The sequence below is a fragment of the Pseudomonas entomophila genome, from assembly GCF_018417595.1.
Classification (GTDB): Bacteria; Pseudomonadota; Gammaproteobacteria; order Pseudomonadales; family Pseudomonadaceae; genus Aquipseudomonas; species Aquipseudomonas entomophila_C.
Genome location: NZ_CP070982.1, coordinates 4,500,164 through 4,526,177, shown reverse-complemented (window position 1 = coordinate 4,526,177; position 26,014 = coordinate 4,500,164). Strand labels below are relative to the sequence as shown.

Sequence of the window (26,014 nt, the reverse complement as noted above, 5' to 3'; positions counted from 1 at the left end):
TGGTAGGGTAGGGCGCAGTCTTGCCAGGAGCTAGAATATGGACCCGATCACTGCGCTTTCCACCCGCCTGGGCGAACACCTGCGTCGCTTGAACGCCCAGGTGAGCACCGCCGAATCCTGCACCGGCGGCGGCATCGCCGAGGCCATCACTCGTATCCCTGGCAGCTCGGCTTGGTTCGAAGCCGGCTATGTCACCTACTCCAACACCCAGAAGACCCGTCAACTGGGGGTGCCCGAACCGTTGTTCGCCCAGGTGGGCGCAGTCAGCCAGGAAGTGGTCGAAGCGATGGTGCGTGGTGCCCAGGCGGCCAGTGGCGCGCGCTTCGCCGTGGCGGTCAGCGGCGTGGCCGGGCCCGACGGCGGCTCGCCGGCCAAGCCGGTGGGCACCGTATGGCTGGCCTGGGCCGACGGCGGGCGCGTGATCAGCAAGCGCCGCCACTTCGACGGCGACCGCGAAGCGGTGCGCCGACAGACGGTGATCGCCGCGCTAGACGGCTTGTTACAGCTTGGCGCGGAGTAAATCGCCCGGTGGGGGTTTGCGGAAACGAATCCCTGTGGAATAATACTGGCTACTTATACAGTTGTTCCGGCCGTCAGGGCCAAGTCGATCACGTGAGGATTTCAATGGACGACAACAAGAAGCGCGCCTTGGCTGCGGCCCTGGGTCAAATCGAACGCCAATTCGGCAAGGGCGCCGTCATGCGCATGGGCGATCACGAGCGCCAGGCCATCCCCGCCATCTCCACCGGTTCCCTGGGCCTGGACATCGCCCTCGGCATCGGCGGCCTGCCCAAGGGCCGTATCGTCGAGATCTACGGCCCGGAATCCTCCGGTAAAACCACGCTGACGCTGTCGGTCATCGCCGAAGCCCAGAAGAACGGCGCCACCTGCGCCTTCGTCGACGCCGAACACGCCCTCGACCCTGAATACGCCGGCAAGCTGGGCGTCAACGTCGACGACCTGCTGGTCTCCCAGCCGGACACCGGCGAACAGGCCCTGGAAATCACCGACATGCTGGTGCGCTCGAACGCGGTCGACGTGATCATCGTCGACTCCGTAGCCGCACTGGTACCGAAGGCCGAGATCGAAGGCGAGATGGGCGACATGCACGTCGGCCTGCAGGCCCGCCTGATGTCCCAGGCCCTGCGCAAGATCACCGGCAATATCAAGAACGCCAACTGCCTGGTCATCTTCATCAACCAGATCCGCATGAAGATCGGCGTGATGTTCGGCAGCCCGGAAACCACCACCGGCGGTAACGCCCTGAAGTTCTACGCCTCGGTGCGCCTGGACATCCGCCGTACCGGCGCGGTCAAGGAAGGCGACGAGGTGGTCGGCAGCGAAACCCGCGTCAAGATCGTCAAGAACAAGGTCTCGCCACCGTTCCGCCAGGCCGAGTTCCAGATCCTCTATGGCAAGGGTATCTACCGCAACGGCGAGATCATCGACCTGGGCGTGGCTCAAGGCCTGGTGGAAAAGTCCGGTGCCTGGTACAGCTACCAGGGCAACAAGATCGGTCAGGGCAAAGCCAACGCCGCCAAGTACCTGCAAGAGAACCCGGCTATTGGCGGCGAGATCGAGAAGCAGATCCGCGAGAAGCTGCTGACCTCTGGCGCCGTAGCCGCAGCCGCCAAGGCAGCTGCCGCCGAAGCCGATGCCGACGACATGGCTGACGCCGACGCCGGTTATTGATCTGCCCCATGTCCACCGTACTCGACACCCCCGTCGCCGTTCGGCGGACCGCCATGGACCTGCTCGCCAGACGCGAGCATGGTCGCGTCGAGCTGACCCGCAAGTTGCGTCAGCGTGGCGCACCGGATGAGCTGATTGAGCCAGCGCTCGATCAGCTTGCCGAAGAAGGGCTGCTCAGCGAAGCCCGCTATCTCGAAAGTTTCATCCGTTATCGTTCCAGTGCTGGTTATGGCCCCGCGCGTATTCGCGAGGAGCTCGGCCAGCGTGGCCTAGACCGTGGTGATATCGACCAGGCACTGCGCGAAAGCGAGGTGGACTGGGCAGCCCGGCTGGAGGACGTCTGGCAGCGCAAGTTCGCCGGGCAACGCCCGCAAGACCCGCGCGGCCGCGCACAGCAGACCCGCTTTCTCGCCTACCGTGGTTTTTCCATGGAGATGATCGGGCGCCTGCTCAGCGGCCGCGACCTCTACGACTGAAGGCCCGCAGGGCTGCCCTTGACCGGGCAGCCCTGCGGGCCTTTTTGCGTTCAGCTGACTTTCAGGGCTTCCCGTGCTCGCTGGGTGGTGTGCATGGGTTGGGGCTTGGCCCAGTTCTCCGGCAGGTTGATGAAGTCCACCAGCTCACGCAGGCGCCCCTGGTCGCGTCCGTTGAAGGCGAAAGTCAGCCGCGTCAGGTGGCTGAAATTACCTTCCTCATGCTCGGCGCCACTGTCCGCTTGCTGATGGAACCTGCCGCTCAGGCGCAAGTCGGCGAACCCCTCCTCAATGTCGTGTAGCGCCCCTTCGCTCAGGCGATGGAGCATGCGAATCACGAACTGGTTCTTCAGCCAGCGGCTGGAGTGGTAGTTGCTGTAGAACTGATTGATTTCCTCCACCGCCTCATCGGCGCTGTGCACCAGGCGCAGCAGCTTCAGGTCGCTGGGCAGGATGTAGCGGTTCTCTTCCAGCTGTTTGCTGATGAAATCAAGACAGTCTCGCCAGAAGCTGCCACCGGGCGAGTCCAGCAGCACCACGGGCACCAGTGGGCTCTTGCCGGTCTGGATGAGCGTGAGCACTTCAAGGGCTTCGTCGAGGGTGCCGAACCCACCTGGGCACAGCACCAGGGCGTCGGCTTCCTTGACGAAGAACAGCTTGCGAATGAAGAAGAAATGGAACGGCAGCAGCTTGTCGGTACCGTCGACCGTGGCGTTGGCGTGTTGTTCGAAGGGCAGGGTGATGTTGAACCCCAGGCTGTGTTCGGTGCCCGCGCCTTCATGGGCAGCGGCCATGATGCCGCCCCCGGCGCCGGTGATGACCATCAGGTCCGAGCGCGCCAGGGTTGCTCCCAGTTCACGGGCCAGGGCATACATCGGGTGTTCGAGCGGGGTGCGTGCCGAGCCGAACACGGTAACCTTGCGCCGCCCTTTGTAGCGTTCCAGCGTGCGGAATGAATGATCGAGTTCGCGCAGGGCCTGCAGGGTGATCTTGGCATTCCAGCGGTTACTGTCATCGTGGGCCATGCGCAGGATGGTCAGCATCATGTCACGGTACAGCGGCAGGTTGGGGCTGTTCGGCGCGACCAGTTGCAACTGTGTGTCGATGTGGCTCAGGTCGATACCGTTGTCCCTGAAATGGTTGAACAGGCGTTCGTTCGTTTGGTAGGGCATTCAACGTCTCCTTCTGCAGCAAAACCTCTGACCGGGTCGATGACCGTGTCCCGGCCGCGACACTGCGTGTGTCGCTGGCTGCTGTGGCCCGAGTGTGCGCCTCGGGCATTGCAGTAGGCCTTCAAGGCCATGTTGCAGTGGCAAGTCCATCTTGTTGTCGTTGTGGGGTACTCGCTTTCAATCTAGACGCTGGCATGGCTTCGTGCCGCCCCGGACGTGAACAGGCCGTCGGTCGGCTTGCAGTCCACCCGGTAGAGGCTTTGGTTTACTGGAGGGGCTGTTGCACGCGATGCGGGGAGGTGCGGTATGCATCGGCTGGTGATCGAGGTGGATGGGCAACTGTTGCAGTGCCTGGCGCGGGAAGCCCGGGCTCATCATCTGAGCCTGGAGGGTGAGTGCCTGCGCCGTCTGCAGGGGGCCGAGCCTCATTCGCGCTATGTGCAGGCGTTGCTGGCGGAGCTGCGTGCCGATGAGGAGCCGCTACGCGCCAGCCACAGTGATCAGACCGCCTGAATCACTTCTTCTTGTTACCTGCTGCACAGCTGGCGGCATCGAAGGCCTGGTCCATGACCGGTTGATTGGTCTTGTAGACGGTAAAGCGGTAGACCAGCACCGCGCCCTTGGACATCAGCTGGCGGTAGCCATTGTTGCGGCAGACACTGTCGCCGAGTTGGCTGCGAACCTGCTGCGGGTTGGCGCGCATGCGTTCTGCATGGCTCTCGCGCACGCTCAGGTGATTGACCAGGGCCTTGCCCTTCTCGACAGTGTAACCCTGGTCGAGGATGTCTTCGTTGATGGCCCGTGGGGTACCGACGCTGCTTTCCTTGGCGACCTTCTCCAGCATTTGGGTCAGCTCGTATTCCTGCTTGGACGCCGCCTGGGCAGCCAGAGGCAGGGCGAGCAGCAGGCTCAGGGTCGGGGCAATAACACGCAGCATGGATCTCTCCTGGTTCGATGACTGGCGCTTTGACCTGCGCCGGCGGGCGGCGTTCCATGGAACCGCAGGGTTTCCCGGCCGCCAAAGCGTGTGATTATAAAGGACCCCTCGGCACGCCTGCACGGCAAATGACACACCGTCTGGTAGACTGGGGCCTTGTTACCCGTCGAGTCGTACCCGTGTTCGTCCTCTTCCAATACCCAGGTCTGCAGCCATGAGCCACGCGGTAGCGCGGCTGCGCGCCGAGCGCCTGGCGCGCAGCATCAAACCCTTTGTCGCCCGTGGTTCCCGGGCCGAGCGTTGCCCGGATTGCCGGGTGATCGCCAGCCATTGCCTGTGCGCCTGGAAACCGCGGGTGCAGGCCGAGTCCGGCGTGTGCCTGCTGATGCACGACACCGAGCCGTTGAAACCGACCAATACCGGCTGGCTGATCGCCGACCTGATCGAGGATACCTCGGCCTTTGGTTGGCTGCGCACGTCGGTGGACGAAGGGCTGCTGGCATTGCTGGAGCACCCCCAGTGGCAGCCGTACATTGTCTTTCCCGGCGAGTTCGTGGCCGAAGAGCGGGTGGTCAACGAAGTCGTGCGCCAGCCGGGCAAACGGCCGTTGTTTATCCTGCTCGACGCCACCTGGACCGAAGCGCGCAAGATGTTCCGCAAGAGCCCCTACCTGGACCGTTTCCCGGTGCTGAGCCTGGAGGCCGAGCAGATGTCGCGCTATCGCCTGCGCCGCTCCAAGCGCGATGACCACTTCTGCACTGCGGAAGTGGCGGCCATGTGCCTGGACCTGGCCGGCGACAATCAGGCCTCCCAGGCCCTGGACGCCTACCTGGATGTGTTCAGCCTGCACTACCTCAGCGGCAAGCGCCGCCTGCCGCTGGACGAGCAGGATGAGGTACATCGGCGTTTGCATACCTTCCTATAGTCCAAGGGGCAGGCGCGACGGATTGGTACATACTGTCCGGGCTGGCAGCCAGGGTAGGCGGGGGCGACCGGGCAATTGGCTTGACCACCCGGGGCGTGCTCGGCATCCTTGGCGCCGCTTCAGGCATGACGAAGCAGCCGTTACCCCGGACTTCGCTGTGCCATCCCGGCCGGCGGACTTGCCGCTCGTGCCTTGAGTTGCCCGCCAGGCGTATTCCGTACCCCCGCGCCTGGCACAGAACAGGATCCCTAGATCGATGGCCACATACGAAATCCTGATTGCCGATGACCACCCGCTGTTCCGTAGCGCACTGCGCCAGGCCGTTACCCTCGGTCTGGGCCCGGATGTGCGTCTGGTCGAAGTGGCGAGCATCGCCGAACTGGAAACCAGTCTGACCGAGAAAGCCGACTGGGACCTGGTCCTGCTGGACCTGAACATGCCCGGCGCCTATGGTTTCTCTGGCCTGGTCCTGTTGCGCGGGCAGTACCCGCAGATCCCTGTGGTGATGGTCTCGGCCCAGGAAGAGGCGGCGGTCGTGGTGAAGTCCCGCGAGTTCGGCGCCAGTGGTTTCATCCCCAAGTCCAGCGAGCTGAGCAAGATCCAGGAAGCGGTGCGCAATGTGCTTGACGGTGATGTCTGGTGGCCGCCGCAGGCATTCGAAAAGGTCGACGTTTCAGCCGAAGCCAAGGCCGCCAGCGAAGGCCTGGCAAGCCTCACGCCCCAACAGTTCCGTGTACTGACCATGGTCTGTGAGGGCCTGTTGAACAAGCAGATCGCCTACGAACTGAATGTCTCGGAGGCGACCATCAAGGCTCACGTGACGGCGATTTTCCGCAAGCTGGGTGTGCGCACGCGAACCCAGGCGGCGTTGCTGCTGCAACAACTTGAATCGGTTTCGGGCAGCTAAGTGCCCGAACGTTCACGCTTTTTTGACTCGAACTGAACTAGCCTTCAGGCCTTTCAACGGTGAAGTGACGCACCCATGTCGCCATTCAAGGGCCAGACCGGCCTCAAACGCATTTTCAACGCCGCCGGCTACTCGCTGGACGGCCTGCGCACCGCCTTCAAGGGCGAGGCCGCCTTCCGCCAGCTGGTACTGCTCAATGTACTGCTGATCCCGACGGCCTTCTGGCTGCCGGTCAGCCGCGTTGAGCGGGCCATCCTCATTGCCGTGTGCTTGCTGGGGCTGATCGTGGAGTTGTTGAACTCCGCCGTCGAGGCGGCCATCGACCGCATCTCCCTGGAGCGCCACCCCTTGTCGAAGAACGCCAAGGATATGGGCAGCGCTGCGCAACTGGTGGCCATGAGCATGGTGGCCGTGGTCTGGGGCGTGATCCTGTTGGGCTAGCGCTCAGGCGATCGGCGGCAGGACGATTTCGTCACTGCGCCGTACGCCTGCTGTGAAGCTGCGACACAGTTCAAGAAACTCACGCATGGCTGAGGTCTGGTACTTCTGCTTGTGCCAGATGAAGTAGAACTGCCGCAACAGGTCCAGTGCCGGGGTTTCCACCGGCACCAGGCTGCCGCGTCGGAAGGCGTCACGCAGCGCCAGGCGCGAGATGCAACCAATCCCCAGGCCAGACTCGACCGCGCGCTTGATCGCTTCGGTGTGCTCCAGCTCCAGGCGGATGTTCAGGTTGGCGCGGTGATGGCGCATGGCTTGGTCGAAGGTCAAGCGGGTGCCCGAGCCCTGTTCACGAAGGATCCACGCCTCGTTGGCCAATTGCTCCATATCGGCGTGGCCTACCTTGGCCAGTGGATGCTGCGGGGCGCAGAACACCACCAGTTCATCCTCTACCCAAGGCCGCACTTCGAGGTCGGGGTGGTTGCAGTCGCCTTCGATTAGACCCAGGTCAATTTCGTAGTGGGCAACCTGATGCACGATATGTGCGGTGTTCTGCACGTGCAGCTTGACCTGGCTTTCCGGGTGCACCTGCATGAAGCTGCCGATCAGCAAGGTGGCCAGGTAATTGCCGATGGTCAGGGTGGCGCCGACCGCCAACGAGCCAAACCCCGACTTGCCGTTGAGCAGGTCCTCGATTTCCTTGGCCTGGTCGAGCAGGGCGACGGCCTGGGGCAGCAGTTGGTGGCCCAGGGCGTTCAGGCTCAGGCGCTTGCCTGCGCGGTCGAACAGCTGGCAGCTGGATTGCCGCTCCAGCTCGGTGATAGAGGTGCTGGCGGCCGATTGCGACAAGGCCAGCACGCCGGCGGCCCGGGACACGCTCTGGTGCTGGGCGACGGCGACGAAGACCTGGAGTTGACGGAGTGTGAATCGCATATCTATATAACCGATAACACATATCTTGATAATTCAGTTAACAGATATTGTCGCTGCCCCTAAACTATCGCGCAACTGCGCGTCTTGCGCGCGCCGCGTCTTTCTTCAGGAGCCCCTTAGATGAGCAACATGAACCACGAACGTGTCCTCAGTGTGCACCACTGGAACGACACCCTGTTCAGCTTCAAGTGCACCCGCGACCCGGGCCTGCGCTTCGAGAACGGTCAGTTCGTGATGATCGGCCTGCAGCAGGACAGCGGCCGTCCGCTCATGCGCGCCTATTCGATCGCCTCGCCGAACTGGGAAGAGCACCTGGAGTTCTTCAGCATCAAGGTGCCGGACGGCCCGCTGACCTCCCAGCTGCAGCACCTGAAGGAAGGCGACGAGATCATCATCAGCAAGAAACCCACCGGTACCCTGGTGCTCGACGACCTGAACCCGGGCAAGCACCTGTACCTGCTGAGCACCGGCACCGGCCTGGCGCCGTTCATGAGCGTCATCCAGGACCCGGAAACCTACGAACGCTTCGAGAAAGTGATCCTGGTCCACGGTGTGCGCTACGTGAACGAAGTCGCCTACCGCGAGTTCATCACCGAGCACCTGCCGCAGAACGAGTTCTTCGGCGAGTCCGTGCGCGACAAGCTGATCTACTACCCGACCGTGACCCGCGAACCCTTCGAGAATCAGGGCCGCCTGACCGACCTGATGCGCAGCGGCAAGCTGTTCAGCGACATCGGCCTGCCACCGATCAACCCGCAGGACGATCGCGCCATGATCTGCGGCAGCCCGAGCATGCTCGACGAGACCAGCGAAGTGCTCGACAGCTTCGGCCTGAAGATCTCCCCGCGCATGCGCGAGCCGGGTGACTACCTGATCGAGCGTGCGTTCGTCGAGAAGTAAGGCGATCGCGGTAAACGCAAAACGCAGGCCTGGGCCTGCGTTTTTTTATGCCTGCGAGATCGCGGTTGCCATACAGGTGCCGCAGCAGTCCTTGGAGTGCCGGCTTGCCGGCGAACAGATGGCTTCAGCCTTCCCGGACCACTTCCAACACCCGGATCCGATCCGGTTGTGGGTAATGCCACCTGACCTGCACATCCCAGAACTTCACCCCATATACCCGTTCCGCCGGTGGCACTTGATAGGCCGGTCGAGGGTCCTGTGCCAGGCACTGCTCGATCAGTTCCACCAGTGGTTCTTGCAGGCGTTGTGCCTGCTCATGGGCTTGGGGCAGGGCGCTTTCGCTCCATTCGACGATGATCGCCTCTGGTGCATCGCTGGCCATCAGGTTGCTCGCGCCGGCAATGCTGTCCGCGTAGGGCACATACGGCTTGATATCCAGCACCGGCGTGCCATCCAGCAGGTCGATACCCGATAGCAGCAAACGCCCAGGCTCGATGCCTTCCAGGCGGACCACCGACTGCCCGATGCCGTTGGGGCGGTGGGTGGCCCGGGTGGCAAACACCCCCATGCTCTTGTTGCCCCCCAGGCGGGGCGGTCGCACTTTCAGCCGTGGCTTTTCCTCCAGCGCTTCATGGAAGAGAAACAACAGCCAGACATGGCTGACCTGTTCCAGGCCCGCCACCGCATCGCCATTGTCGAACGGCGGCAACAGTTCCAGCACGCCACGAGCAGCAGGTGCCAGTTGTGGTTGGCGCGGAATGGCGAACTTCTCCTTGAAACAGGAGTGGACGATGCCGACCGGCGAGACCGTATGCTGCATCGCCCGTCAGCCGCGCACGCGAAGCGTCAGGCCCTTGAGGAAGTTGCGCAGCAACTGGTCGCCGCAGGGGCGGTAGTTGTCATGGCCGACCTTGCGGAACAGGGCGCTGAGCTCGGGTTTCGAGACTGGGAAGTTCACCGACTTGAGCACCGCGTGCAGGTCGTCTTCCTTCAATTCAAATGCCACCCGCAGTTTCTTCAGTACGGTGTTGTTGGTCACCGGCACTTCGACGGGCTGCGGCGCACGGCTGTCGTCACGCCCGCGGCGGTGGATCACCAGGCCGTCGAGAAAATGCGCCATGACTTTTTCCGGGCAGCGCACGAAGCCCGGTTCTTCTTCCTTCTTCACGTAGCCGGCGATGGCCTCGGCGGTGACCTCCAGGCCGGAGAGCTTGATGATCTCGGCCATCTTCTGGTCGTTGGCCTTGAGCATGTAGCGCAGGCTGCGCAGTACATCGTTGTGGTTCATTGCAGCGAATCCTGTTCAGGTGCCGCGCCAGTCATTGCGCGGCGGTGAGGCTAGAAACGTTCGGTGGCGGCTAGATAGCGCCACTGCCCCGATGGCAGCTTGCCCATCGACACGCCGCCCAGGCGGATGCGGCGCATGGCCAGGACCTTCAGGCCGGCGGTCTCGCACAGTTGCTCGATCAGCCCCGGTTGCGGGTTCTTCAGGACCATGCGCAGGTGCTGTTCGTTCTGCCAGCTGGCCTTGGCCCGTGGCAGTTCCACGCCCTTGCGCTCGACGCCGCGGGCAAGGCGTTCCAGCGCGCCGGGCTTGGCTTCGCCGCTCACCTGGACGATGTATTCCTGCTCCATGCGGCGCAGGTCGGCGTCGAGCTTGCGGGTGACCCGCCAGTCCTGGGTGAACAGCTGCAGGCCGGTGGCACCAGGTAGCAGCGGGGCGACGCACGCCTGGCGGGCAAAATGCCCGTGGAGCGGGCGCACGCCTTCGCGGTGTGCATCACTGAGGCTGGCCATGCTCAGGCTGGCCTGGGCGGCTGCCGTGTCCTGGCCCGCCTGCTGGTTGAGCAGTAGCGTCACAGGCTCCAGGGTTTCGGCGCGGGCGCCGGGCAACAGTTCGACGCGCTGGTCGGCGACCTTGAACTGCGGTTGCTCGACCACCACGCCATCGACCGTGACCCAACCGCCTTCTATGTACAGTTCGGCCTCTCGGCGGGAGCAGCCAAGCTGTTCGATGAGGCGTTTGGAAAGGCGAATGGGTTCGGACATGGACAAGGGTTTCACGAGGCAGGGAAAGCCTCCATTGTACCTGCCCGCGCAGCTCCGCGGCTGCAAATCGATGTCATTTCCGCCTTTTAGGAGAGGGGAGACGGTTTCGTTGGTGGAGGTCCTAGGGGGTTGTACGAACAAGCCTCATATGCAGTAGGGGGTAAGGCTGTCCAAGGCCGTCTGTTTCCGAGCGGCCATACACCTCGAAGCCTTCGTGCAGGTAGAAGCCCAAGGCTTGTGGGTTTTGTTCGTTGACGTCCAGCCGCTCGGCGTTGAGTTCGTTTACCGCATGCCGCAGCAGGCGCCGGCCGATACCCTGGCCACGGTACTCGGGCGCGACGAACAGCATGTCGACGCGGCCGTTGGCCACGCCGGCAAAACCGAGGATGCGCCGATGGCTGTCCTTGCAGCAGACCAGCATCACGGCATCGAGGTATTTGCAGAGCACGTGTTCGCGCAGCAACACGATGTAGCCATCCGGCAGGAAGTCGTGGGTGGCGCGGACCGAGGCCTCCCAGACCCGGACCAGCTCGGGGTAGTCGCTCAGGCGGGGCGTCTGCAGCGTGACGGTGGGCGACATCCGATGATCCTCAGGGCCATTGAGGAAAACATAGATGCAAATAAATACCCCGCCAGTAGGCGGGGTATCTTCAGCTGGGCATCGTTCAGATGGGCTCGGCCCACATGTCGTACTCATCGGCATCGACGATGCGGCAACGGATCTTGTCGCCTGGCTTGAAGCCATGGTCGCCATCGATGAACACGCTGCCGTCGATCTCCGGCGCGTCGAAGAAGCTGCGGCCGACCGAGCCCTGCTCCTCGACTTCATCGATCAGTACTTCGATCTCCTTGCCGATGCGCTGCTGCAGGCGCGCGGCGCTGATCGCCTGCTGATGGGCCATGAAGCGGTCCCAACGCTCCTGTTTGACGTCATCCGGCACTTCTTCCAGGCCCAGGTCGTTGGCCGGTGCGCCTTCGACGGGCGAATACTGGAAGCAGCCGACGCGGTCGAGCTGGGCTTCGGTCAGCCAGTCGAGCAGGTACTGGAAGTCTTCCTCGGTTTCGCCGGGGAAACCGACGATGAAGGTCGAACGGATCACCAGCTCCGGGCACTGTTCGCGCCAGTGCTTGATGCGCGCCAGGGTGCGGTCTTCGAAGGCCGGGCGCTTCATCGACTTGAGCACCTTGGGGCTGGCGTGCTGGAACGGGATGTCCAGGTACGGCAGGATCTTGCCGGCGGCCATCAACGGGATCACGTCGTCGACGTTCGGGTACGGGTAGACATAGTGCAGGCGCACCCAGGCGCCCAGGCTGCTCAGGGCCTCGCACAGCTCGAGCATGCGGGTCTTGACCGGGCGGCCGTTCCAGAAGTCGGTCTTGTACTTGACGTCGACACCATAGGCGCTGGTGTCCTGGGAGATCACCAGGATCTCCTTGACGCCGGCCTTGACCAGGCGCTCGGCCTCGCTCAGCACCTCACCGACCGGGCGGCTGACCAGCTTGCCGCGCATCGACGGGATGATGCAGAAGCTGCAGCTGTGGTTGCAGCCTTCGGAAATCTTGAGGTAGGCGTAGTGGCGCGGGGTCAGCTTGACGCCCTGTGGCGGCACCAGGTCGATCAGCGGGTTGTGGTCCTGGCGTGGCGGCACCACCTCATGCACGGCGTTGACCACCTGCTCGTATTGCTGCGGGCCGGTGACCGACAGCACGCTCGGGTGTACGTCACGGATGCTGCCTTCCTCGACCCCCATGCAGCCGGTGACGATGACCTTGCCGTTCTCCTTGATCGCCTCGCCGATCACTTCCAGCGACTCGGCCTTGGCGCTGTCGATGAAACCGCAGGTGTTGACCACCACCACGTCGGCGTCTTCGTAGGTGGGCACGACTTCGTAGCCCTCCATGCGCAGCTGGGTCAGGATGCGTTCGGAATCGACCAGGGCCTTGGGGCAGCCCAGGCTGACGAAGCCGACCTTCGGGGTGGCGGGAGTGGTGGACATGGCTAACCTCGGTATTGAATACAGGTCGCCCGGCCGGTAACGGGGGCGATCCTGGAGGGCGCTCTGGGCGCCTCTGATCAAAAAGTGCGCAATTCTAGCGAGCACAAGGTTGCTTTACCAGCAGAAAAGCGACGAACGCTGCGCTATGCTTCGCGCCGTTGCGTCCGGGTGGCTGGCATGCCCTGGCGTGGGTGAGGATTCTATTGGTCTGTTAGGGCCTTCTCGGGAGTGGTCGATGGTTCAGGCAAGCAGTCACGCCGAGGGCGGGCACGAGGGCAAGCAGGGGGCGGCGCGGTCGCTGGGCCTGCTCGTGGCAGCGGTCGGGGTGGTCTATGGCGATATCGGCACCAGCCCGTTGTACACCCTCAAAGAGGTCTTTACCGGTGGCTATGGCGTGCAGGTCAACCACGACGGGGTGCTGGGCATCCTGTCGCTGATCCTGTGGTCGCTGCTGTGGGTGGTGTCGTTCAAATACGTGATGTTCATCCTGCGTGCCGACAACCAGGGCGAGGGCGGCACCATGGCGCTTACCGCGCTGGCGCGGCGGGCGACGGCGGAGTATCCGAAGCTGCGGGCGCTGATGGTCGGCTGCGGCCTGGTCGGCGCCTCGCTGTTCTACGGCGACAGCATGATCACACCGGCGGTGTCGGTGCTGTCGGCGGTGGAGGGCATGGGCCTGGCCTTCGAGGGCATCGACCACTGGGTGGTACCGATCTCGCTGGTGGTGCTGGTGGCGCTGTTCCTGGTGCAGAAGCATGGCACCGAGAAGATCGGCAAGCTGTTCGGCCCGATCATGGTCACCTGGTTCGTGGTGTTGGGGGCGCTGGGTGTGCACGGCATCTCGCAGAGCCCGGAAGTGCTCAAGGCCTTCAATCCGGGCTGGGCGCTGAACTTCTTCATTGTCCACCCAGGCATGGGCGTGGCCATTCTCGGTGCGGTGGTGCTGGCGCTGACCGGTGCCGAGGCGCTGTACGCCGACATGGGGCATTTCGGTCGCAAGCCGATCGCCCGCGCCTGGTTTGCCTTGGTGCTGCCGGCCCTGGTGCTCAACTACTTTGGTCAGGGCGCGATCCTGCTGCAGAATCCGGAGGCCGCGCGCAACCCGTTCTACCTGCTGGCGCCTAGCTGGGCGTTGTTGCCGCTGGTCGGCCTGGCCACCATGGCCACGGTGATCGCCTCACAGGCGGTTATTTCCGGGGCCTTCTCCCTGACCCGCCAGGCCATCCAGCTGGGCTATGTGCCGCGCATGCAGATCCAGCACACCTCGAGCGACGAGCAGGGGCAGATCTACATCGGCGCGGTGAACTGGACGCTGATGGTTGGCGTGGTGCTGCTGGTGATCGGTTTCGAATCCTCCGGCGCCCTGGCCGCCGCCTATGGCGTGGCGGTGACCGGCACGATGCTGATGACCACGATCCTGGTGTCGGCGGTCATGCTGCTGCTGTGGAAGTGGCCACCGGTGCTGGCGGTGCCGTTGCTGGTGGGCTTCCTGCTGGTCGACGGGCTGTTCTTCGCCGCCAACGTGCCGAAGATCGTCCAGGGCGGTGCCTTCCCTGTCTTGGCGGGGATCGTGCTGTTCGTGCTGATGAGTACCTGGAAGCGGGGCAAGCAGATTCTCGTCGACCGTATCGACGAAGGGGCTTTGCCGCTGCCGGTCTTTATCAGCAGCATCCGGGTGCAGCCGCCGCACCGGGTCGAGGGGACGGCCGTGTTCCTCACCGCCCGGGCCGATGCCGTGCCTCACGCGTTGCTGCACAACATGTTGCATAACCAGGTGCTGCACAGCCAGGTGGTGCTGCTGACGGTGGTCAGCGAGGATCGGCCACGGGTGCCGGAACACGAGCGGTTCGAGGTCGAAGCCTATGGTGACGGGTTCTTCCGGGTGCTGTTGCACTTCGGGTTCATGGACGAGCCGGACGTGCCGGCGGCACTGAAACTGTGCCATTTGGACGATCTGGACTTCAGCCCGATGCGAACCACCTACTTCCTCAGCCGCGAGACGGTGATCGCGTCGCGTCTTGAAGGGATGTCGCGGTGGCGGGGGAACCTGTTCGCGTTCCTGCTGAAGAACGCCAACGGCAACCTGAGGTTCTTCAACCTGCCGTTGAACCGGGTGATCGAACTGGGGACCCAGGTCGAAATCTGAGGGCGGTTCGCCGGCAAGGCCGGCTTCTACAGGTGAACAAGGGTAAATAAAAGGGGCCGCTGATGCGGCCCCTTTTTCATGTCACTTTTCAGCGACGCTGGACTTCCCCTGGCGCGTCTCGATCTCGTCGATCAGGCGCTTGGCCAGTGCCGGATAGTTCTCATCGAAGTGATGGCCGCCTGGCAGCTTCATGCGCTCGCCCACGGCGGTCTTGTCGGTGCAGCCGCTTTCGTCGGTCTCTTCCACACCGTAGATGCACACGACTTTCGATGCAGGCAGCTTGGCCATTTCCGGCCCGGTCGGGGCTTCCTGGCCCTCTTTGCCCAACCAGCCCTCGACTTCGATCTCGAAGCTGCCGCTGCGGGCGAACGCCAACAGGATCACGGCGTCGATGCGCTTCTGGTCTTCTGCGGAGAGGCGGTTGTAGATGGCCGGCAGCACGTCGGCACCGAACGAATAGCCGGTCAGCACGAAGCGCTTGGTGCCCCATTTCTGGCGATAGTGCTGCATCAGCTCGGACAGGTCGGCGGCGCTCTGTTCCGGTGTCTTGTGCTGCCAGTAGTAGCGCAGGGTGTCGATACCCACCACCGGGAAGCCGAGCTTGGCCATCTCGCCGGCCACGTCGCGGTCCAGGTCGCGCCAGCCGCCGTCGCCGGAAAGGAACAGGGTCACGGTGTCGGTGGTCTGGCCGGCCGGAACTTCCACCACCGGGATGGCCAGGGCATTGCCGTCCTGGCCGACCAGGGCCTGGGTCAACTGGGCCTTGAGCACCTGCGGCAGGTGGATGTCGTAGTCGGCAATGCTGGTTTCGGCGTTGGCCTGGTCACGCACGAAGGCGGCGCTGGCGTCGTCCGGGTTATCGTTCCAGGCCACGTTCCAGTGGCCATGGGCGGCGGATTTGGGCAGGGCGGCCTGGCAACCCGGCTGCTCGACGGTGAAGTCCACCGAAATGGCACGGGCCTTGTCGTCGCTCTGTGCGGCCAGCCAGCGCCAGGCCTGGGCGGCGCCTGGGCCGATGCCGGCGACCAGGGTGGGTTTGTCGGCCAGCTGGGTGATGGCCTCGTCCATGGCGGCCTGCTGTTTTGTGCAGTCGGCCGGTGGCAGGATCACTTGCACCAGCTGGGCTTCACCGGCCTGGCTCAGGTCGAGCAGCTGCTTGTCGCTCAGGGCCTGTTCCTGGGGCACGCCGATGGCGACCCGGGCCTTGGCACGCACGCCGGGTGTGGCACGGGTCAGGCTGCTGCCGTCCTTCAGGGTCAGCTGCTCCAGGCGAACCTCGGGCGCTGGGCGGGTCCACAGCCAGAAGGCCGTGCCACCGGCCAGGGCGGCCAGGACCAGGGGAATCAGTACATACAACCAATAGCGTCGGATCATCAACGTTTCACCAATCCAGTCAGGCCACCAGCGATCAGGGCGGCGGTATCGGCCAGTGCCACCAGCGGGTCCAGCCCGGCCGGCACTGCCATGTAGCGGGGTTCCCAGTCCGGCTGGAACTTGTCCTTGAAGCGCCGCAGGCCCTGGAAGTTGTAGAGCTGTTCGCCGCGCTGGAACACCATCGAACCCAGGCGCTGGGTCAAGGGTGCGCCGCGGCGCGGCTGCAAGCCGGAGAGGGGGACCATCCCCAGGCTGAAACGGCCATAGTCATGGCTCTTGTAGTGAAGGATCAGGCCAACCATCATGAATTCCATGGTCAGCTTCGGCGCCTCAGGGTGGGCGCGCATCAGGTCCAGGCTGGCCAGCTCGTTGCTGTGGGTTTCCAGCAGGTTGGCGAAGGCCACCGGGCGGCCCTGGAAGCGGATCAGGGCGATGCGGAAGTGCTGCAGGTACTCGGGGCTGAAGCGGCCGAGGGAAAAACCCTTCTCGCGCACATTCTTGCCGGTGAGCCAGGCGTCGGAGATTTCCTTGAGCTCCGCCAGCGGTGCATGGCCAGGCTCGTGGATCTCCAGGCTGAGGCCGTCGCGCCCACCGCGGTTCCAGGTGTAGCGCAGGTCCTTCATCTCTTTGCCCTTGGCATCGATGTCGAAACGACGCAGATCGACCCGTGCCTCTTCGCCCAGCTTGATCGCGGTCAAGCCGATGTCCATGTAGAACGGCAGGTTCTCCGCGCGCACCTGGTAGAACACCGGGCGGGCATGATGCAGGTCGCACAGGTCGCGGAACTGCCAGATCATCTCGGCGCGTTCCTGGGCCGGGCCGATCGGGTCGTACAGCGCCACCAGGCTGCGGCCACGGCGGGCGTACATGAGGAAGGCGTTGTCGCTGGGGTGGAACAACAGCGCCTTGTCGCCAGTCAGGGCCAGGCCGCCGTCGGGCTGGTCGGAGGCCAGCAGGACGCGGTTGGCCCGTTGCAGCTCTTCGTCATTGGGCAGGTGGATCACTGGCCGGGCGGTGCGCAGCAGCCAGGTGAGCGAGACGATCACCAGCAGCACGGCGCTGCCCAGCGCGGCGCGCAGGCCGCGAGGTGCATCGGCGTCCAGCGTGAACTGCCACCACAGCTTGTGGGTGTAGGGCACATCCTGGTAGGCGAACAGCAGCAGCCATATCGAAGCACCGACCACGCAGGCGCTGGCCACCAGGTACACCGGCGAGAAGGGCAGCTCCAGCAGGCGGCTCGGGCGATAGAACGAGCGGCGGAACAGCGCGAGCAGGGCGGCGGTGAAGCACATCAGCGAGGCTTCTTCCCAGTCGAAGCCCTTCAGCAGCGACAGCACGGCGCCGACCAGCAGCAGCACGGTGGTCAGCAGCCAGGCGGCCGACAGGCGCCGGCGCAGGCCTTGGGCGAGGAGCAGGCAAAGCACCCCGATCAGGCTGGCGCCGAAGTGCGAGGCGTCGATCAGGCGGTGCGGAATGAGGAAGCCCATGTGTTCCAGGCGGCTGTCGATCTCTGGCGTGGCGCCGGAGAACAGCAGCACCACGCCGGAGAGGAACACCAGGATCGCCAGTACCGGTGCGGCCAGGCCGGAGGCGGCGCGGAGCGCTTGCTGGGCGAACAGCAGGCGACGGGCTTCGTTGGCCAGCAACAGCACGCAAGCTACCAGTAGCGGCAGGACCACGTAGATCAGGCGGTAGAGCAGCAGTGCCGCAGCCAGTGGTGCTGCGCCCAACTGGTTGGCGAAGGCGGCCAGCAGGATCGCCTCGAACACCCCGACGCCACCCGGCACATGGCTGAGTACCCCGGCGGCGAGGGCGAGCAGGTAGACCAGCACGAAGGCCCCAAAGGGCGGTGCTTCCGGTAGCAGCATATAAAGCACGGTGGCCGCGGCGGCAACATCCAGTGCAGTGATCAGCAGCTGTAATGCCGCCAGGCGACCGTTGGGCAGGCGCAGCGTACGGCGACCGAATTGCACCAGCAGGCTGTGCGCCAAGGGTTGTTCGGGTAGGCGACGGCGATACAGGCCAATGACCAGGGCCGTGGTTGCGGCCAGGACAGCCACGGCGATCCCACCGAGCAACGGTGCGGGCAAGCGCAAGGCAGTCGCTGCCGCCGACAGGTCGCTCAGGGTCGCCAGCGCCGCCAGGGGGGGCAATGCGCAACCCAGCGACAGGCTGGCGAACACGGTCATGCGCGCGACTTCTGCGGCGCCTAACCCTTGGCGGGCGTACAACCGGTAGCGCACCGAGCCGCCCGAGAGCATCGACAGACCGATGGCATTACCGATGGCGAAGGCGCTGAAACCACCCAGGACCAACGTGCGCGCCGGCAGTTGCACGGCAGCGTAGCGGCTGGCGGACCACTCATAACCCAGCAAAATCACGAAGCCGACCAAGGTGGCCAGCAATGCCCCTGCCAGCGAATGCGTCGGCACGCTGAGCATGGCGTCGTGCAACGCGTAGATGTCCAGTTCGCTCAGCAGGTGACGACAGGCGATCAGGCCCATGGCGAACAACAGCAGGGTCACCGCCAGCCCGAGTGGCTGGCGATACTTGCTCAGGCGCTCCAGCCAGGGCAAGCGATGGGCAGCCGTCGGCAGGGCCGCCGTCAGCGGTGCCTGGGTGTCGGGGGTGGGGGCGGTCATGGATTACCCCGTGCGGTCAGCGCGAGGTGGGGGCAAGGTACGGCCAAGTGAAAGTCCCTTTGGAAAACGTGTCCAGATATTACTCCGGGCCGGGTCGTTAATCTGTTTCAGGATAGTTAAAGATAGTTCATTCAGCTGCGCGGAAGGTGGCGCAACGCCATGCGAGCTGGGGCTGGCGAAGATAGCGCCTGCGCAGCGCGAGGAAAAGAGGGTGGGGCAGATGCAACAAGCCCCGCGCTATCTTTCGATAGGCGGGGCTTGTTCTGACGAATATGGTTGCGGGAGCCGGATTTGAACCGACGACCTTCGGGTTATGAGCCCGACGAGCTACCAGGCTGCTCCATCCCGCGTTAGAGGTGCGCATTCTACGGGCTTTCGATGGGATGTCAAACGTTAATCTTTGATTTGGTGTAGTTTTTTCGAATGGCTTTCGAGAGGCAATAAAAAAGGCCACTGTCGAAACAGTGGCCTTTTTTCTGAATCTGGTTGCGGGAGCCGGATTTGAACCGACGACCTTCGGGTTATGAGCCCGACGAGCTACCAGGCTGCTCCATCCCGCGTCAGAGGTGCGCATTCTACGGGCTTTCGATAGGATGTCAAACGTTAATCTTTGATTTTGCGTGGTTTTTCGAATGTTTTCGAGAGGCAATAAAAAAGGCCACTGTCGAAACAGTGGCCTTTTCTTGAATCTGGTTGCGGGAGCCGGATTTGAACCGACGACCTTCGGGTTATGAGCCCGACGAGCTACCAGGCTGCTCCATCCCGCGCCTGTGAAATCGAATTCTACGGATTTGTTTCCCTGTGTCAAGCATTAATTTCAGAAAAACCTTTTTCGTTCAAACCCTTAGCGCTTTGAATCGGCTTGCGGGCCAGACCAGGCGGGGCTTTCAGGCCGATTGTCACTTACGGGCTGTCTCGTGGGGTGGCGGCTAAGGTAACATCTGTATGAATTTACAGTGCTGGCTGTCATCCATGTCCCTGCGCAAGATCATTCATATCGACTGTGACTGTTTTTACGCCGCCATCGAAATGCGCGACGACCCGCGCCTTGCCGGTCGGCCGATGGCGGTGGGCGGGCAGCCGGGGCAGCGTGGAGTGATTGCCACCTGCAACTACGAGGCGCGGGCCTATGGCGTGCGCTCGGCGATGGCCTCCGGACATGCCTTGAAACTGTGCCCGGACCTGGAGATCGTCAAGCCGCGATTCGAGGCCTACCGCGAAGCCTCGCGGGAGATTCACACGATTTTCCGGGACTACACCGATCTGATCGAGCCGTTGTCGCTGGACGAAGCCTATCTGGATGTCACCGACAGCCAGTGGTTCGCCGGCAGCGCCACGCGTATTGCCGAAGACATCCGTCGAAGGGTGGCCCGGCAACTGCACATCACGGTTTCCGCTGGCGTGGCGCCGAACAAGTTCCTGGCCAAGATTGCCAGTGACTGGCGCAAGCCCGACGGTCTGTTCGTCATTACCCCGGATCAGGTCGAGGAGTTCGTTGCGCAATTGCCGGTTGCGCGGTTGCATGGGGTCGGCAAGGTAACAGCGGACAAGCTCTCACGGCTGGGGATCGACACGTGCCTGTCGTTGCGCGACTGGCCGAGGCTGGCGCTGGTTCGCGAGTTCGGCAGTTTTGGCGAGCGGCTATGGGGCCTGGCGCGAGGGATTGACGAGCGTGCGGTGCAGAACGACAGCCGGCGGCAATCGGTCAGTGTCGAGAATACCTACGACCATGACCTGCCCGACCTGAACAGTTGCCTTGAGAAGCTGCCAGACCTGCTTTCCAGCCTGAACGAGCGAATCGCGCGCATGGACAGCAGCTATCGGCCCGACAAGCCCTTCGTCAAGGTCAAGTTTCATGATTTCAGCCAGACCACGATGGAGCAGGCGGGGGCGGGGAGGGATCTGGAGAGTTATCGACAGTTGCTCAGCCAGGCGTTCGCCCGTGGTGGCAAGCCGGTACGGTTGTTGGGGGTGGGGGTGAGGTTGCGTGATCTGCGCGGTGCGCATGAGCAACTGGAGTTGTTCGGGGACATATAAAGAAAGGGCTGCAAGGCAGCCCTTCTCGTGTTACTGCGCGCCTGGGTCGGCAACCAATCGCCCGGTCGCCTTGGTCAGGGATTGCACGAACTCTTGCTGCAGTTCCGGATCGTTGCGGGTCAGCTCGATCAGGCTCTGCTCCAGTTCGCTGGCCTCTTCCTCCAGGCCCAGCTCCGACAGGCGTTTGACCCGATGAACCCATTGGCCGACATCGTCGTCCTCCAGGTCGTCGAAGATCAGGTCGTGGGCCTCGAGCAGTTTGTTGCGCAGGTTGCCACTGACCAGCAGGCTGGCATCGCCACGCACGCCATTGTCCTCGTCGACCACCTGCAGGTGCAGGGTGCCGATGTGGTTGAGATTCTGCTCGGAGAACGGACTGTCCAGCAGGTTCAGGCGCAGTACGCCGTTCCTGTCGGTGGTCAGCTCATGGCTCAGCTTGCCGGCCTTGACTTCCACCAGGCGCTCGCTCCAGGGCAGGTTGACGAGCTCCTCGTGCTTGCCCTTCTCGACTTCGCTGATGCCTGCCAGGTTCTGTTGGGCGCGGCCGTTGGAGGGTGCGTTCATGAACGGGTTGATCCCGGCCACGCCATAGCTCAGCCAGTCATGGGTGACGCTGTCCGGCAGGTTGCCCAGGGCAAACACGTTGACCACATTGGCGCCGACGCCGGCAACCACCGCCACCGCACCCAGCGGGATCTCGTAGATCTCCCGCCAGGGCTGGTAGGGCGTGTAGCGGTCGTAACGGCGGGTCACCTCGTACTCGGTGACCTCGAAGCGCTTCTGTTCGTGAATGCGTACACGCCGCTGCGGAAGCTCCATCACCTTGGGCTCACCGACATCGATTTGCAGGCTGTGTTCGAGCAGTTTGCGCTCGACACGCTCCTCGTGGTCGCTGCGCTGGGACATCTGGTTGGCGCAGCCGCCGAGGAGCAGGGCGCCGCACAGTGCGGCGCCCCCCAGGGTGTAGGTACTTCGCTTGGACATGTTCACTCGCGCAACGGGTTATCAGCGGCGGATACGGGCCTGAAGGAAGGCCAGCACGTCATTGAGTGGCAACGCCTGGGCTTCCGATTCGGTGCGGTGCTTGTATTCCAGATTGCCGTCGGCCAGGCCGCGGTCACTGACAACAATGCGGTGCGGGATGCCGATCAGTTCCATGTCGGCGAACTTGATGCCGGGGCTGGTCTTCTTGTCGCGGTCGTCCAGCAGCACTTCGAAGCCGGCGGCGGTCAGTTCATGGTAGAGCTTGTCGGTGGCTTCGCGTACCACATCGGTTTCGTAGCGCAGCGGCACCAGGGCAATCTGGAACGGTGCCAGGGCGTCGTTCCAGATGATGCCTTTGTCGTCGTAGCTCTGCTCGATGGCAGCCGCGACCACGCGGGACACACCGATACCGTAGCAACCCATCGACAGCACGACCGGCTTGCCATTCTCACCCAGCACCTGGCACTTCAGTGCCTCGCTGTACTTGGTGCCGAGCTGGAAGATGTGACCCACTTCGATGCCGCGCTTGATTACCAGGGTGCCCTGGCCATCCGGGCTCGGGTCGCCTTCGACCACGTTGCGCAGGTCGGCAACCTGTGGAACCGGCAGGTCGCGCTCCCAGTTCACGCCGAAGTAGTGCTTGTCGTCGATGTTGGCGCCAATGCCGAAGTCGCTCATCAGGGCGACCGAACGGTCGATGATGCATTCCAGCGGCAGGTTCAGTGGGCCGAGGGAACCGGCACCGGCACCGATCGCGGCGCGCAGTTCAGCGTCGGAGGCCATGACCAGCGGGTCGGCGACCTGTTCCAGCTTGGCGGCCTTGATCTCGTTGAGCTCGTGGTCGCCACGGACGATCAGGGCGACCAGCTTGCCTTCCTCGGCGCCGTGCACGATCAGGGTCTTGACGGTCTTTTCGATCGCCAGGCCGAAGTTTTCCACCAGTTCGGCGATGGTCTTGGCGTTCGGGGTATCGACCAGGCGCAGTTCTTCGGTCGGGGCAGGGCGTACGGTTTCCCGTGGAATGGCCTCGGCCTTCTCGATGTTGGCGGCGTAGTCGGAGGTGTCGCTGAAGATCACGTCGTCCTCGCCCGAGGAGGCGAGCACATGGAATTCGTGGGAGTAGCTGCCGCCGATGGAGCCGGTGTCGGCTTGCACGGGACGGAAGTCCAGGCCCAGGCGGGTGAAGATGTTGCTGTAGGCCAGGTGCATGCGGTCGTAGGTTTCCTGCAGGGAAGCCTGGTCGGCATGGAAGGAGTAGGCGTCCTTCATGATGAACTCGCGGCCGCGCATCAGGCCGAAGCGCGGACGGATTTCGTCACGGAACTTGGTCTGGATCTGGTACATGTTCAGCGGCAGCTGTTTATAGCTGGACAGCTCGTTGCGCGCCAGGTCGGTGATGACCTCTTCGTGCGTGGGGCCGACGCAGAAGTCGCGGTCGTGGCGATCCTTCAGGCGCAGCAGTTCAGGGCCGTACTGTTCCCAGCGGCCGGACTCCTGCCAAAGCTCCGCGGGCTGGATGCTCGGCATCAGCACTTCGAGGGCGCCGGCGGCGTTCATTTCCTCGCGGACCACGGCTTCGACCTTGCGCATGACCCGCAGGCCCATCGGCAGCCAGGTGTACAGGCCAGAGGCCAGCTTGCGGATCATGCCGGCGCGCAGCATGAGCTGGTGGCTGATGACCACTGCATCTGCCGGGGTTTCCTTTTGTGTCGCGAGCAAATATTGACTGGTGCGCATGGTGAGCCGTGTCGATTGCCTGAATGTGAAATGACCCCGCATTGTACGGGGGCGAAACGAAAGCGTACAGAATGCAGCAGTCGTGCGGTTCTGTCAGCCAAGAAAAAGCCCGGCGATCGCCGGGCTTCTTCATTTGCGAAGCGATGTAAGCAACGGCTTACAGGATGCTCAGCGGGTACTCGACGATCAGGCGCAGTTCGTCGATCGAGTTGGAGCCGTAGTAGACGCCATCGGAGGAGCGGTAGGTGGCCTGGCGTACGCGCAGGCTCAGGTCCTTGGCCGGGCCGCTTTGCAGGACGTACTTGACGTCGATGTCGCGTTCCCATTCCTTGCCGTTGTCGGTGGTCTGGGTCGTGGCGCCGGTACCGCGGGCGTAACGGGTCATGAAGGTCAGGCCTGGGACGCCGTATTCGGCGAAGTTCAGGTCGTAGCGGGCCTGCCAGGACTTCTCGTCTTCGGCGTTGAAGTCGGAGCGGGCGATGGAGTTGGCCAGGAACACGGTGCCGCCGCCGTCGACGCCATAGGCGTAGTCGCCGTCACCGCTGACTTTCTGGTAAGCCAAAGTGAAGGTGTGGGCGCCAATGTTGTAGGCGGCCGAGAGGCTGGCTGCAACGTTGTCGAGTTCATTGGTGCCATCGGCTTTGGTGACAAAGGCGCCCGTGCGGTTTTCACCGATGGACTTGGTGTCATAGATGTTGAAGTCGAACACCAGGCCTTGCTTGTCGCTGATCGGCAGTGCCCAGTTCACGTTGCCGTACCACTTGCGGAAGTGATCTTCCACGCGCGAGTAGTACAGGCTGGTGCTCAGGCCATCAGTAATGGCATAGGTGCCGCCGAAGACGTTTGCCTCGGTCAGGCCAGGGCGTTTCTGGCGTGCGCTGTTGAGGCCGCCGATACTGTCTTTGTAGCTGGCTGCCTGGGCGTCGAGGCGGGTGAAGTGGCCGGCGTTCAGTTCCAGGCCCTTGATTTCCTTGCTGGTCAGCAGGAAGCCTTCGGCAACTTCTGGCAGCAGGCGGCTGTCGTCGGTGGCGAACACCGGCATTGCGGTGTACTGGCCGCCATATTTCAGGACGGTGTCCGAAACGCGGAATTTGACCGCACCATAGCCCTTCGAGTAGTCGTCTTCCGAGCGACCGTCGGAGCCGGTGGGGAACAGGCCAGTGCCCGCGCGGCCTTTGCCGCTGTCGAGTTTGACGCCGAGCAGGCCGATGGCGTCGGCACCGACACCGACGGTGCCTTGGGTGAAGCCGGATTCAAAGGTGCCGTGGAAACCGAGGCCGGTTTCTTCTACGCGGCTTTTGGAGTCAGCCGGGGCGTTGCGGAAGTCACGGCTGAAATACAGCATCCGGGTCTTGACGTTCAGCTTGCTGTCTTCGACGAAGCCTTTGGATTCATCCTGCGAAGAGGCGACAGCCAGCTGCGAGGTCCCTGCCGCTACGGCCAGGGCGATCATGCTCCACTTCATCACGCGCATCGTGATTTGCTCCTTTGGTTTTTAGGAAGAGTACCGCTGCGCCCGGGTGTTCTAGTTATAGGGGCAGCTCTTTCTTGTTATGTCGGCGAAAATGTATATCACGCTGACTATTCTTGGCGATATGGCTGTAATCAACCTTTCGGTAACTTTATGGCCTTGTCGCTCATGGTTATGTCCCTGTCGCAAATCACGTCCCGGTTTAAGGGGGCGTACAACGCCAGCGCTGTTTCCAAGCCGTCATTAATGTGTAAACACAAAGTAGTGCTTGTGAAACTCCCTGGTAATTCCAAATCCGCTGTTGTTATTTGTCGCGTACACCGGCAATGCAGGTGTCGTGCCGACTTGGCGTCGAGTGAATGCAACAAGCGTGCTCAAAATTACGAACGGTTGATGAAATTTTCACATTCGCCTGGTGGGCACGGCTGAAACCTCCGCAAACACGGGGGTTTCCCTGCGCGCCGGGGTGCCATTGAAATGCACCTTGCTTCGTGGCAAAGCTGCCTTGAAAGTCAAGGTGTTACCGACAACTGTTGATCCTGCCTGTTTTATGTGACGAATGTGTGGTGGTGGCGGGAGGGGTGGCATCATTCTGGTGCGAAAAGTAGCGAAGTGTTACCGCGGTCGTGCTTCGACATGGCCTCTGGTGTTCCAAAAGCGTGCGCGAGTGCTTCAGGTTGGTGTTCGGCCGTGTGGCGGCAGAGGAAGCAAGGTATCCTTGCGCCTCTGTGCCCGCCGGTTGTCGTGGGCCGATTCGCCTTGTTAAGGAGGTTTGCCGTGTTCACCCTCGATTCGCGCCTGCAGCAGGATTCCCTGGTGCTGGGCGATTTGCCGCTGTGCCGCCTGCTGCTGAGCAAGGATGCCAACTACCCCTGGTTCATCCTCGTGCCGCGTCGCGCCGATGTCAGCGAGCTGTTCGAGCTCGACGAGGCTGACCAGCGCCAGCTGTGGGAGGAAACCACCGCCCTGGCCGAGGCCCTGAAGGACGCGTTCGCCGCTGACAAGATGAACATCGCGACGCTGGGCAACGTGGTCAGCCAGTTGCACATGCATGTCATCGTTCGCCGCCATGGTGATGCTGCCTGGCCTGCGCCGGTGTGGGGCAAGGTGCCGGCTGTCGACTACACGCCGGAACAGGTGGAGGGCATTCGCCAGCGGGTGAGTGTGTTGCTTGGCGATAGCTTCAAGGAGGCCTGAGCA

General features: G+C 63.1%; 24 protein-coding genes and 3 tRNA genes. 11 read left to right on the top strand and 16 right to left on the bottom strand.

The genetic code is table 11. The features are described from left to right. Window positions 1–37 precede the first annotated feature (37 nt). The 3 genes from JYG34_RS19690 to recX all read left to right on the top strand — a co-directional run bounded on the left by JYG34_RS19690 (window position 38) and on the right by recX (window position 2,168). Window positions 38–520 carry a CinA family protein gene (locus JYG34_RS19690; protein WP_213657952.1) on the top strand — a complete coding sequence of 161 codons (483 nt, stop codon included), beginning with the start codon at window positions 38–40 and terminating at the stop codon, window positions 518–520. 104 nt (window positions 521–624) lie between these two features. Then, window positions 625–1,692 carry a recombinase RecA gene (gene recA / locus JYG34_RS19685; RefSeq protein ID WP_213657951.1) on the top strand — a complete coding sequence of 356 codons (1,068 nt, stop codon included), beginning with the start codon at window positions 625–627 and terminating at the stop codon, window positions 1,690–1,692. Between the two features lie 8 nt (window positions 1,693–1,700). Then, entirely contained in the window at window positions 1,701–2,168 is a 468-nt protein-coding gene (gene recX, locus JYG34_RS19680; RefSeq protein WP_213657950.1) for a recombination regulator RecX, read from the top strand. 50 nt (window positions 2,169–2,218) lie between these two features. On the opposite strand, the gene JYG34_RS19675 is transcribed toward recX, so the two are convergent. Then, entirely contained in the window at window positions 2,219–3,337 is a 1,119-nt protein-coding gene (locus JYG34_RS19675; protein ID WP_213657949.1) for an LOG family protein, read from the bottom strand. A 306-nt stretch (window positions 3,338–3,643) separates the two neighbouring features. Between JYG34_RS19675 and JYG34_RS19670 the strand changes: the two genes are divergently transcribed. After that, a complete protein-coding gene (locus JYG34_RS19670; protein ID WP_213657948.1) occupies window positions 3,644–3,850 on the top strand; it encodes a hypothetical protein in 207 nt (68 codons plus the stop codon). A 1-nt stretch (window position 3,851) separates the two neighbouring features. On the opposite strand, the gene JYG34_RS19665 is transcribed toward JYG34_RS19670, so the two are convergent. After that, a complete protein-coding gene (locus JYG34_RS19665) occupies window positions 3,852–4,274 on the bottom strand; it encodes a quorum-sensing-regulated virulence factor family protein (RefSeq protein WP_213657947.1) in 423 nt (140 codons plus the stop codon). 214 nt (window positions 4,275–4,488) lie between these two features. Between JYG34_RS19665 and JYG34_RS19660 the strand changes: the two genes are divergently transcribed. The 3 genes from JYG34_RS19660 (at window position 4,489) to JYG34_RS19650 (ending at window position 6,547) form a co-directional block, all read left to right on the top strand. Continuing rightward, on the top strand, window positions 4,489–5,199 hold the full coding sequence (locus JYG34_RS19660; protein ID WP_213657946.1) for a tRNA-uridine aminocarboxypropyltransferase: 711 nt from the start codon (window positions 4,489–4,491) through the stop codon (window positions 5,197–5,199). 256 nt (window positions 5,200–5,455) lie between these two features. Next, window positions 5,456–6,106, top strand: a complete 651-nt coding sequence (gene erdR, locus JYG34_RS19655; RefSeq protein WP_213657945.1) for a response regulator transcription factor ErdR — start codon at window positions 5,456–5,458, stop codon at window positions 6,104–6,106. A 75-nt stretch (window positions 6,107–6,181) separates the two neighbouring features. Next, window positions 6,182–6,547 (top strand): diacylglycerol kinase, encoded by a 366-nt coding sequence (locus tag JYG34_RS19650; RefSeq protein ID WP_011535182.1) that lies wholly within the window; start codon window positions 6,182–6,184, stop codon window positions 6,545–6,547. A gap of 3 nt (window positions 6,548–6,550) precedes the next feature. Here the strand turns inward: JYG34_RS19650 and JYG34_RS19645 are convergent, their stop codons facing one another. Further along, on the bottom strand, window positions 6,551–7,477 hold the full coding sequence (locus JYG34_RS19645) for a LysR family transcriptional regulator (RefSeq protein WP_213657944.1): 927 nt from the start codon (window positions 7,475–7,477) through the stop codon (window positions 6,551–6,553). A gap of 120 nt (window positions 7,478–7,597) precedes the next feature. Here JYG34_RS19645 and fpr point away from each other — a divergent pair, with 120 nt between their 5' ends. Further along, the gene (fpr, locus tag JYG34_RS19640) at window positions 7,598–8,377 is read left to right on the top strand and encodes a ferredoxin-NADP reductase (RefSeq protein WP_011535180.1); all 780 of its coding nucleotides are present in this window, start codon (window positions 7,598–7,600) and stop codon (window positions 8,375–8,377) included. Between the two features lie 124 nt (window positions 8,378–8,501). Here the strand turns inward: fpr and tsaA are convergent, their stop codons facing one another. The 5 genes from tsaA to rimO form a co-directional block, all read right to left on the bottom strand. Then, entirely contained in the window at window positions 8,502–9,197 is a 696-nt protein-coding gene (tsaA, locus tag JYG34_RS19635) for a tRNA (N6-threonylcarbamoyladenosine(37)-N6)-methyltransferase TrmO (protein ID WP_213657943.1), read from the bottom strand. 6 nt (window positions 9,198–9,203) lie between these two features. Next, window positions 9,204–9,665, bottom strand: coding sequence for a DUF1456 family protein (locus JYG34_RS19630; protein WP_213657942.1), 462 nt, complete (start codon window positions 9,663–9,665; stop codon window positions 9,204–9,206). Window positions 9,666–9,715: 50 nt separating this feature from the next. Continuing rightward, complete coding sequence (locus JYG34_RS19625; protein ID WP_213657941.1) at window positions 9,716–10,426, bottom strand: rRNA pseudouridine synthase; 711 nt, start codon at window positions 10,424–10,426, stop codon at window positions 9,716–9,718. Window positions 10,427–10,547: 121 nt separating this feature from the next. After that, complete coding sequence (locus tag JYG34_RS19620; protein WP_213657940.1) at window positions 10,548–11,006, bottom strand: GNAT family N-acetyltransferase; 459 nt, start codon at window positions 11,004–11,006, stop codon at window positions 10,548–10,550. Window positions 11,007–11,091: 85 nt separating this feature from the next. Next, the gene (gene rimO / locus JYG34_RS19615; RefSeq protein ID WP_213657939.1) at window positions 11,092–12,423 is read right to left on the bottom strand and encodes a 30S ribosomal protein S12 methylthiotransferase RimO; all 1,332 of its coding nucleotides are present in this window, start codon (window positions 12,421–12,423) and stop codon (window positions 11,092–11,094) included. A gap of 235 nt (window positions 12,424–12,658) precedes the next feature. Here rimO and JYG34_RS19610 point away from each other — a divergent pair, with 235 nt between their 5' ends. Then, window positions 12,659–14,569, top strand: coding sequence for a potassium transporter Kup (locus tag JYG34_RS19610; protein ID WP_213657938.1), 1,911 nt, complete (start codon window positions 12,659–12,661; stop codon window positions 14,567–14,569). 81 nt (window positions 14,570–14,650) lie between these two features. Here the strand turns inward: JYG34_RS19610 and JYG34_RS19605 are convergent, their stop codons facing one another. The 5 genes from JYG34_RS19605 to JYG34_RS19585 form a co-directional block, all read right to left on the bottom strand. Beyond that, window positions 14,651–15,943 (bottom strand): virulence factor family protein, encoded by a 1,293-nt coding sequence (locus JYG34_RS19605; RefSeq protein WP_213657937.1) that lies wholly within the window; start codon window positions 15,941–15,943, stop codon window positions 14,651–14,653. Continuing rightward, a complete protein-coding gene (mprF, locus tag JYG34_RS19600) occupies window positions 15,943–18,585 on the bottom strand; it encodes a bifunctional lysylphosphatidylglycerol flippase/synthetase MprF (protein ID WP_213657936.1) in 2,643 nt (880 codons plus the stop codon). Before mprF ends, JYG34_RS19605 begins: the two co-directional genes overlap by 1 nt. A 273-nt stretch (window positions 18,586–18,858) precedes the next feature. Beyond that, window positions 18,859–18,935, bottom strand: a tRNA-Met gene (locus JYG34_RS19595). 133 nt (window positions 18,936–19,068) lie between these two features. Beyond that, window positions 19,069–19,145, bottom strand: a tRNA-Met gene (locus JYG34_RS19590). Window positions 19,146–19,275: 130 nt separating this feature from the next. Continuing rightward, a tRNA-Met gene (locus JYG34_RS19585) sits at window positions 19,276–19,352 on the bottom strand. A gap of 211 nt (window positions 19,353–19,563) precedes the next feature. Between JYG34_RS19585 and dinB the strand changes: the two genes are divergently transcribed. Continuing rightward, on the top strand, window positions 19,564–20,622 hold the full coding sequence (gene dinB, locus JYG34_RS19580; RefSeq protein WP_213661229.1) for a DNA polymerase IV: 1,059 nt from the start codon (window positions 19,564–19,566) through the stop codon (window positions 20,620–20,622). Between the two features lie 30 nt (window positions 20,623–20,652). On the opposite strand, the gene JYG34_RS19575 is transcribed toward dinB, so the two are convergent. The 3 genes from JYG34_RS19575 to JYG34_RS19565 all read right to left on the bottom strand — a co-directional run bounded on the left by JYG34_RS19575 (window position 20,653) and on the right by JYG34_RS19565 (window position 24,817). After that, on the bottom strand, window positions 20,653–21,606 hold the full coding sequence (locus JYG34_RS19575; RefSeq protein WP_213657935.1) for a hypothetical protein: 954 nt from the start codon (window positions 21,604–21,606) through the stop codon (window positions 20,653–20,655). Between the two features lie 21 nt (window positions 21,607–21,627). Continuing rightward, a complete protein-coding gene (locus JYG34_RS19570; RefSeq protein ID WP_213657934.1) occupies window positions 21,628–23,343 on the bottom strand; it encodes a proline--tRNA ligase in 1,716 nt (571 codons plus the stop codon). 157 nt (window positions 23,344–23,500) lie between these two features. After that, a complete protein-coding gene (locus tag JYG34_RS19565; protein WP_213657933.1) occupies window positions 23,501–24,817 on the bottom strand; it encodes an OprD family porin in 1,317 nt (438 codons plus the stop codon). Window positions 24,818–25,591: 774 nt separating this feature from the next. Between JYG34_RS19565 and JYG34_RS19560 the strand changes: the two genes are divergently transcribed. Continuing rightward, window positions 25,592–26,011: an HIT family protein gene (locus JYG34_RS19560; protein WP_213657932.1), complete on the top strand. Its 420-nt coding sequence runs from the start codon at window positions 25,592–25,594 to the stop codon at window positions 26,009–26,011. The last annotated feature ends 3 nt before the right edge of the window (window positions 26,012–26,014 follow it).

Coding starts and splice junctions, on each gene's coding strand:
- JYG34_RS19690 (WP_213657952.1), top strand. CDS start 38: ATGGACCCGATCACTGCGCTTTCCACCCGCCTGGGCGAACACCTGCGT.
- recA (WP_213657951.1), top strand. CDS start 625: ATGGACGACAACAAGAAGCGCGCCTTGGCTGCGGCCCTGGGTCAAATC.
- recX (WP_213657950.1), top strand. CDS start 1,701: ATGTCCACCGTACTCGACACCCCCGTCGCCGTTCGGCGGACCGCCATG.
- JYG34_RS19675 (WP_213657949.1), bottom strand. CDS start 3,337: ATGCCCTACCAAACGAACGAACGCCTGTTCAACCATTTCAGGGACAAC.
- JYG34_RS19670 (WP_213657948.1), top strand. CDS start 3,644: ATGCATCGGCTGGTGATCGAGGTGGATGGGCAACTGTTGCAGTGCCTG.
- JYG34_RS19665 (WP_213657947.1), bottom strand. CDS start 4,274: ATGCTGCGTGTTATTGCCCCGACCCTGAGCCTGCTGCTCGCCCTGCCT.
- JYG34_RS19660 (WP_213657946.1), top strand. CDS start 4,489: ATGAGCCACGCGGTAGCGCGGCTGCGCGCCGAGCGCCTGGCGCGCAGC.
- erdR (WP_213657945.1), top strand. CDS start 5,456: ATGGCCACATACGAAATCCTGATTGCCGATGACCACCCGCTGTTCCGT.
- JYG34_RS19650 (WP_011535182.1), top strand. CDS start 6,182: ATGTCGCCATTCAAGGGCCAGACCGGCCTCAAACGCATTTTCAACGCC.
- JYG34_RS19645 (WP_213657944.1), bottom strand. CDS start 7,477: ATGCGATTCACACTCCGTCAACTCCAGGTCTTCGTCGCCGTCGCCCAG.
- fpr (WP_011535180.1), top strand. CDS start 7,598: ATGAGCAACATGAACCACGAACGTGTCCTCAGTGTGCACCACTGGAAC.
- tsaA (WP_213657943.1), bottom strand. CDS start 9,197: ATGCAGCATACGGTCTCGCCGGTCGGCATCGTCCACTCCTGTTTCAAG.
- JYG34_RS19630 (WP_213657942.1), bottom strand. CDS start 9,665: ATGAACCACAACGATGTACTGCGCAGCCTGCGCTACATGCTCAAGGCC.
- JYG34_RS19625 (WP_213657941.1), bottom strand. CDS start 10,426: ATGTCCGAACCCATTCGCCTTTCCAAACGCCTCATCGAACAGCTTGGC.
- JYG34_RS19620 (WP_213657940.1), bottom strand. CDS start 11,006: ATGTCGCCCACCGTCACGCTGCAGACGCCCCGCCTGAGCGACTACCCC.
- rimO (WP_213657939.1), bottom strand. CDS start 12,423: ATGTCCACCACTCCCGCCACCCCGAAGGTCGGCTTCGTCAGCCTGGGC.
- JYG34_RS19610 (WP_213657938.1), top strand. CDS start 12,659: ATGGTTCAGGCAAGCAGTCACGCCGAGGGCGGGCACGAGGGCAAGCAG.
- JYG34_RS19605 (WP_213657937.1), bottom strand. CDS start 15,943: ATGATCCGACGCTATTGGTTGTATGTACTGATTCCCCTGGTCCTGGCC.
- mprF (WP_213657936.1), bottom strand. CDS start 18,585: ATGACCGCCCCCACCCCCGACACCCAGGCACCGCTGACGGCGGCCCTG.
- JYG34_RS19575 (WP_213657935.1), bottom strand. CDS start 21,606: ATGTCCAAGCGAAGTACCTACACCCTGGGGGGCGCCGCACTGTGCGGC.
- JYG34_RS19570 (WP_213657934.1), bottom strand. CDS start 23,343: ATGCGCACCAGTCAATATTTGCTCGCGACACAAAAGGAAACCCCGGCA.
- JYG34_RS19565 (WP_213657933.1), bottom strand. CDS start 24,817: ATGCGCGTGATGAAGTGGAGCATGATCGCCCTGGCCGTAGCGGCAGGG.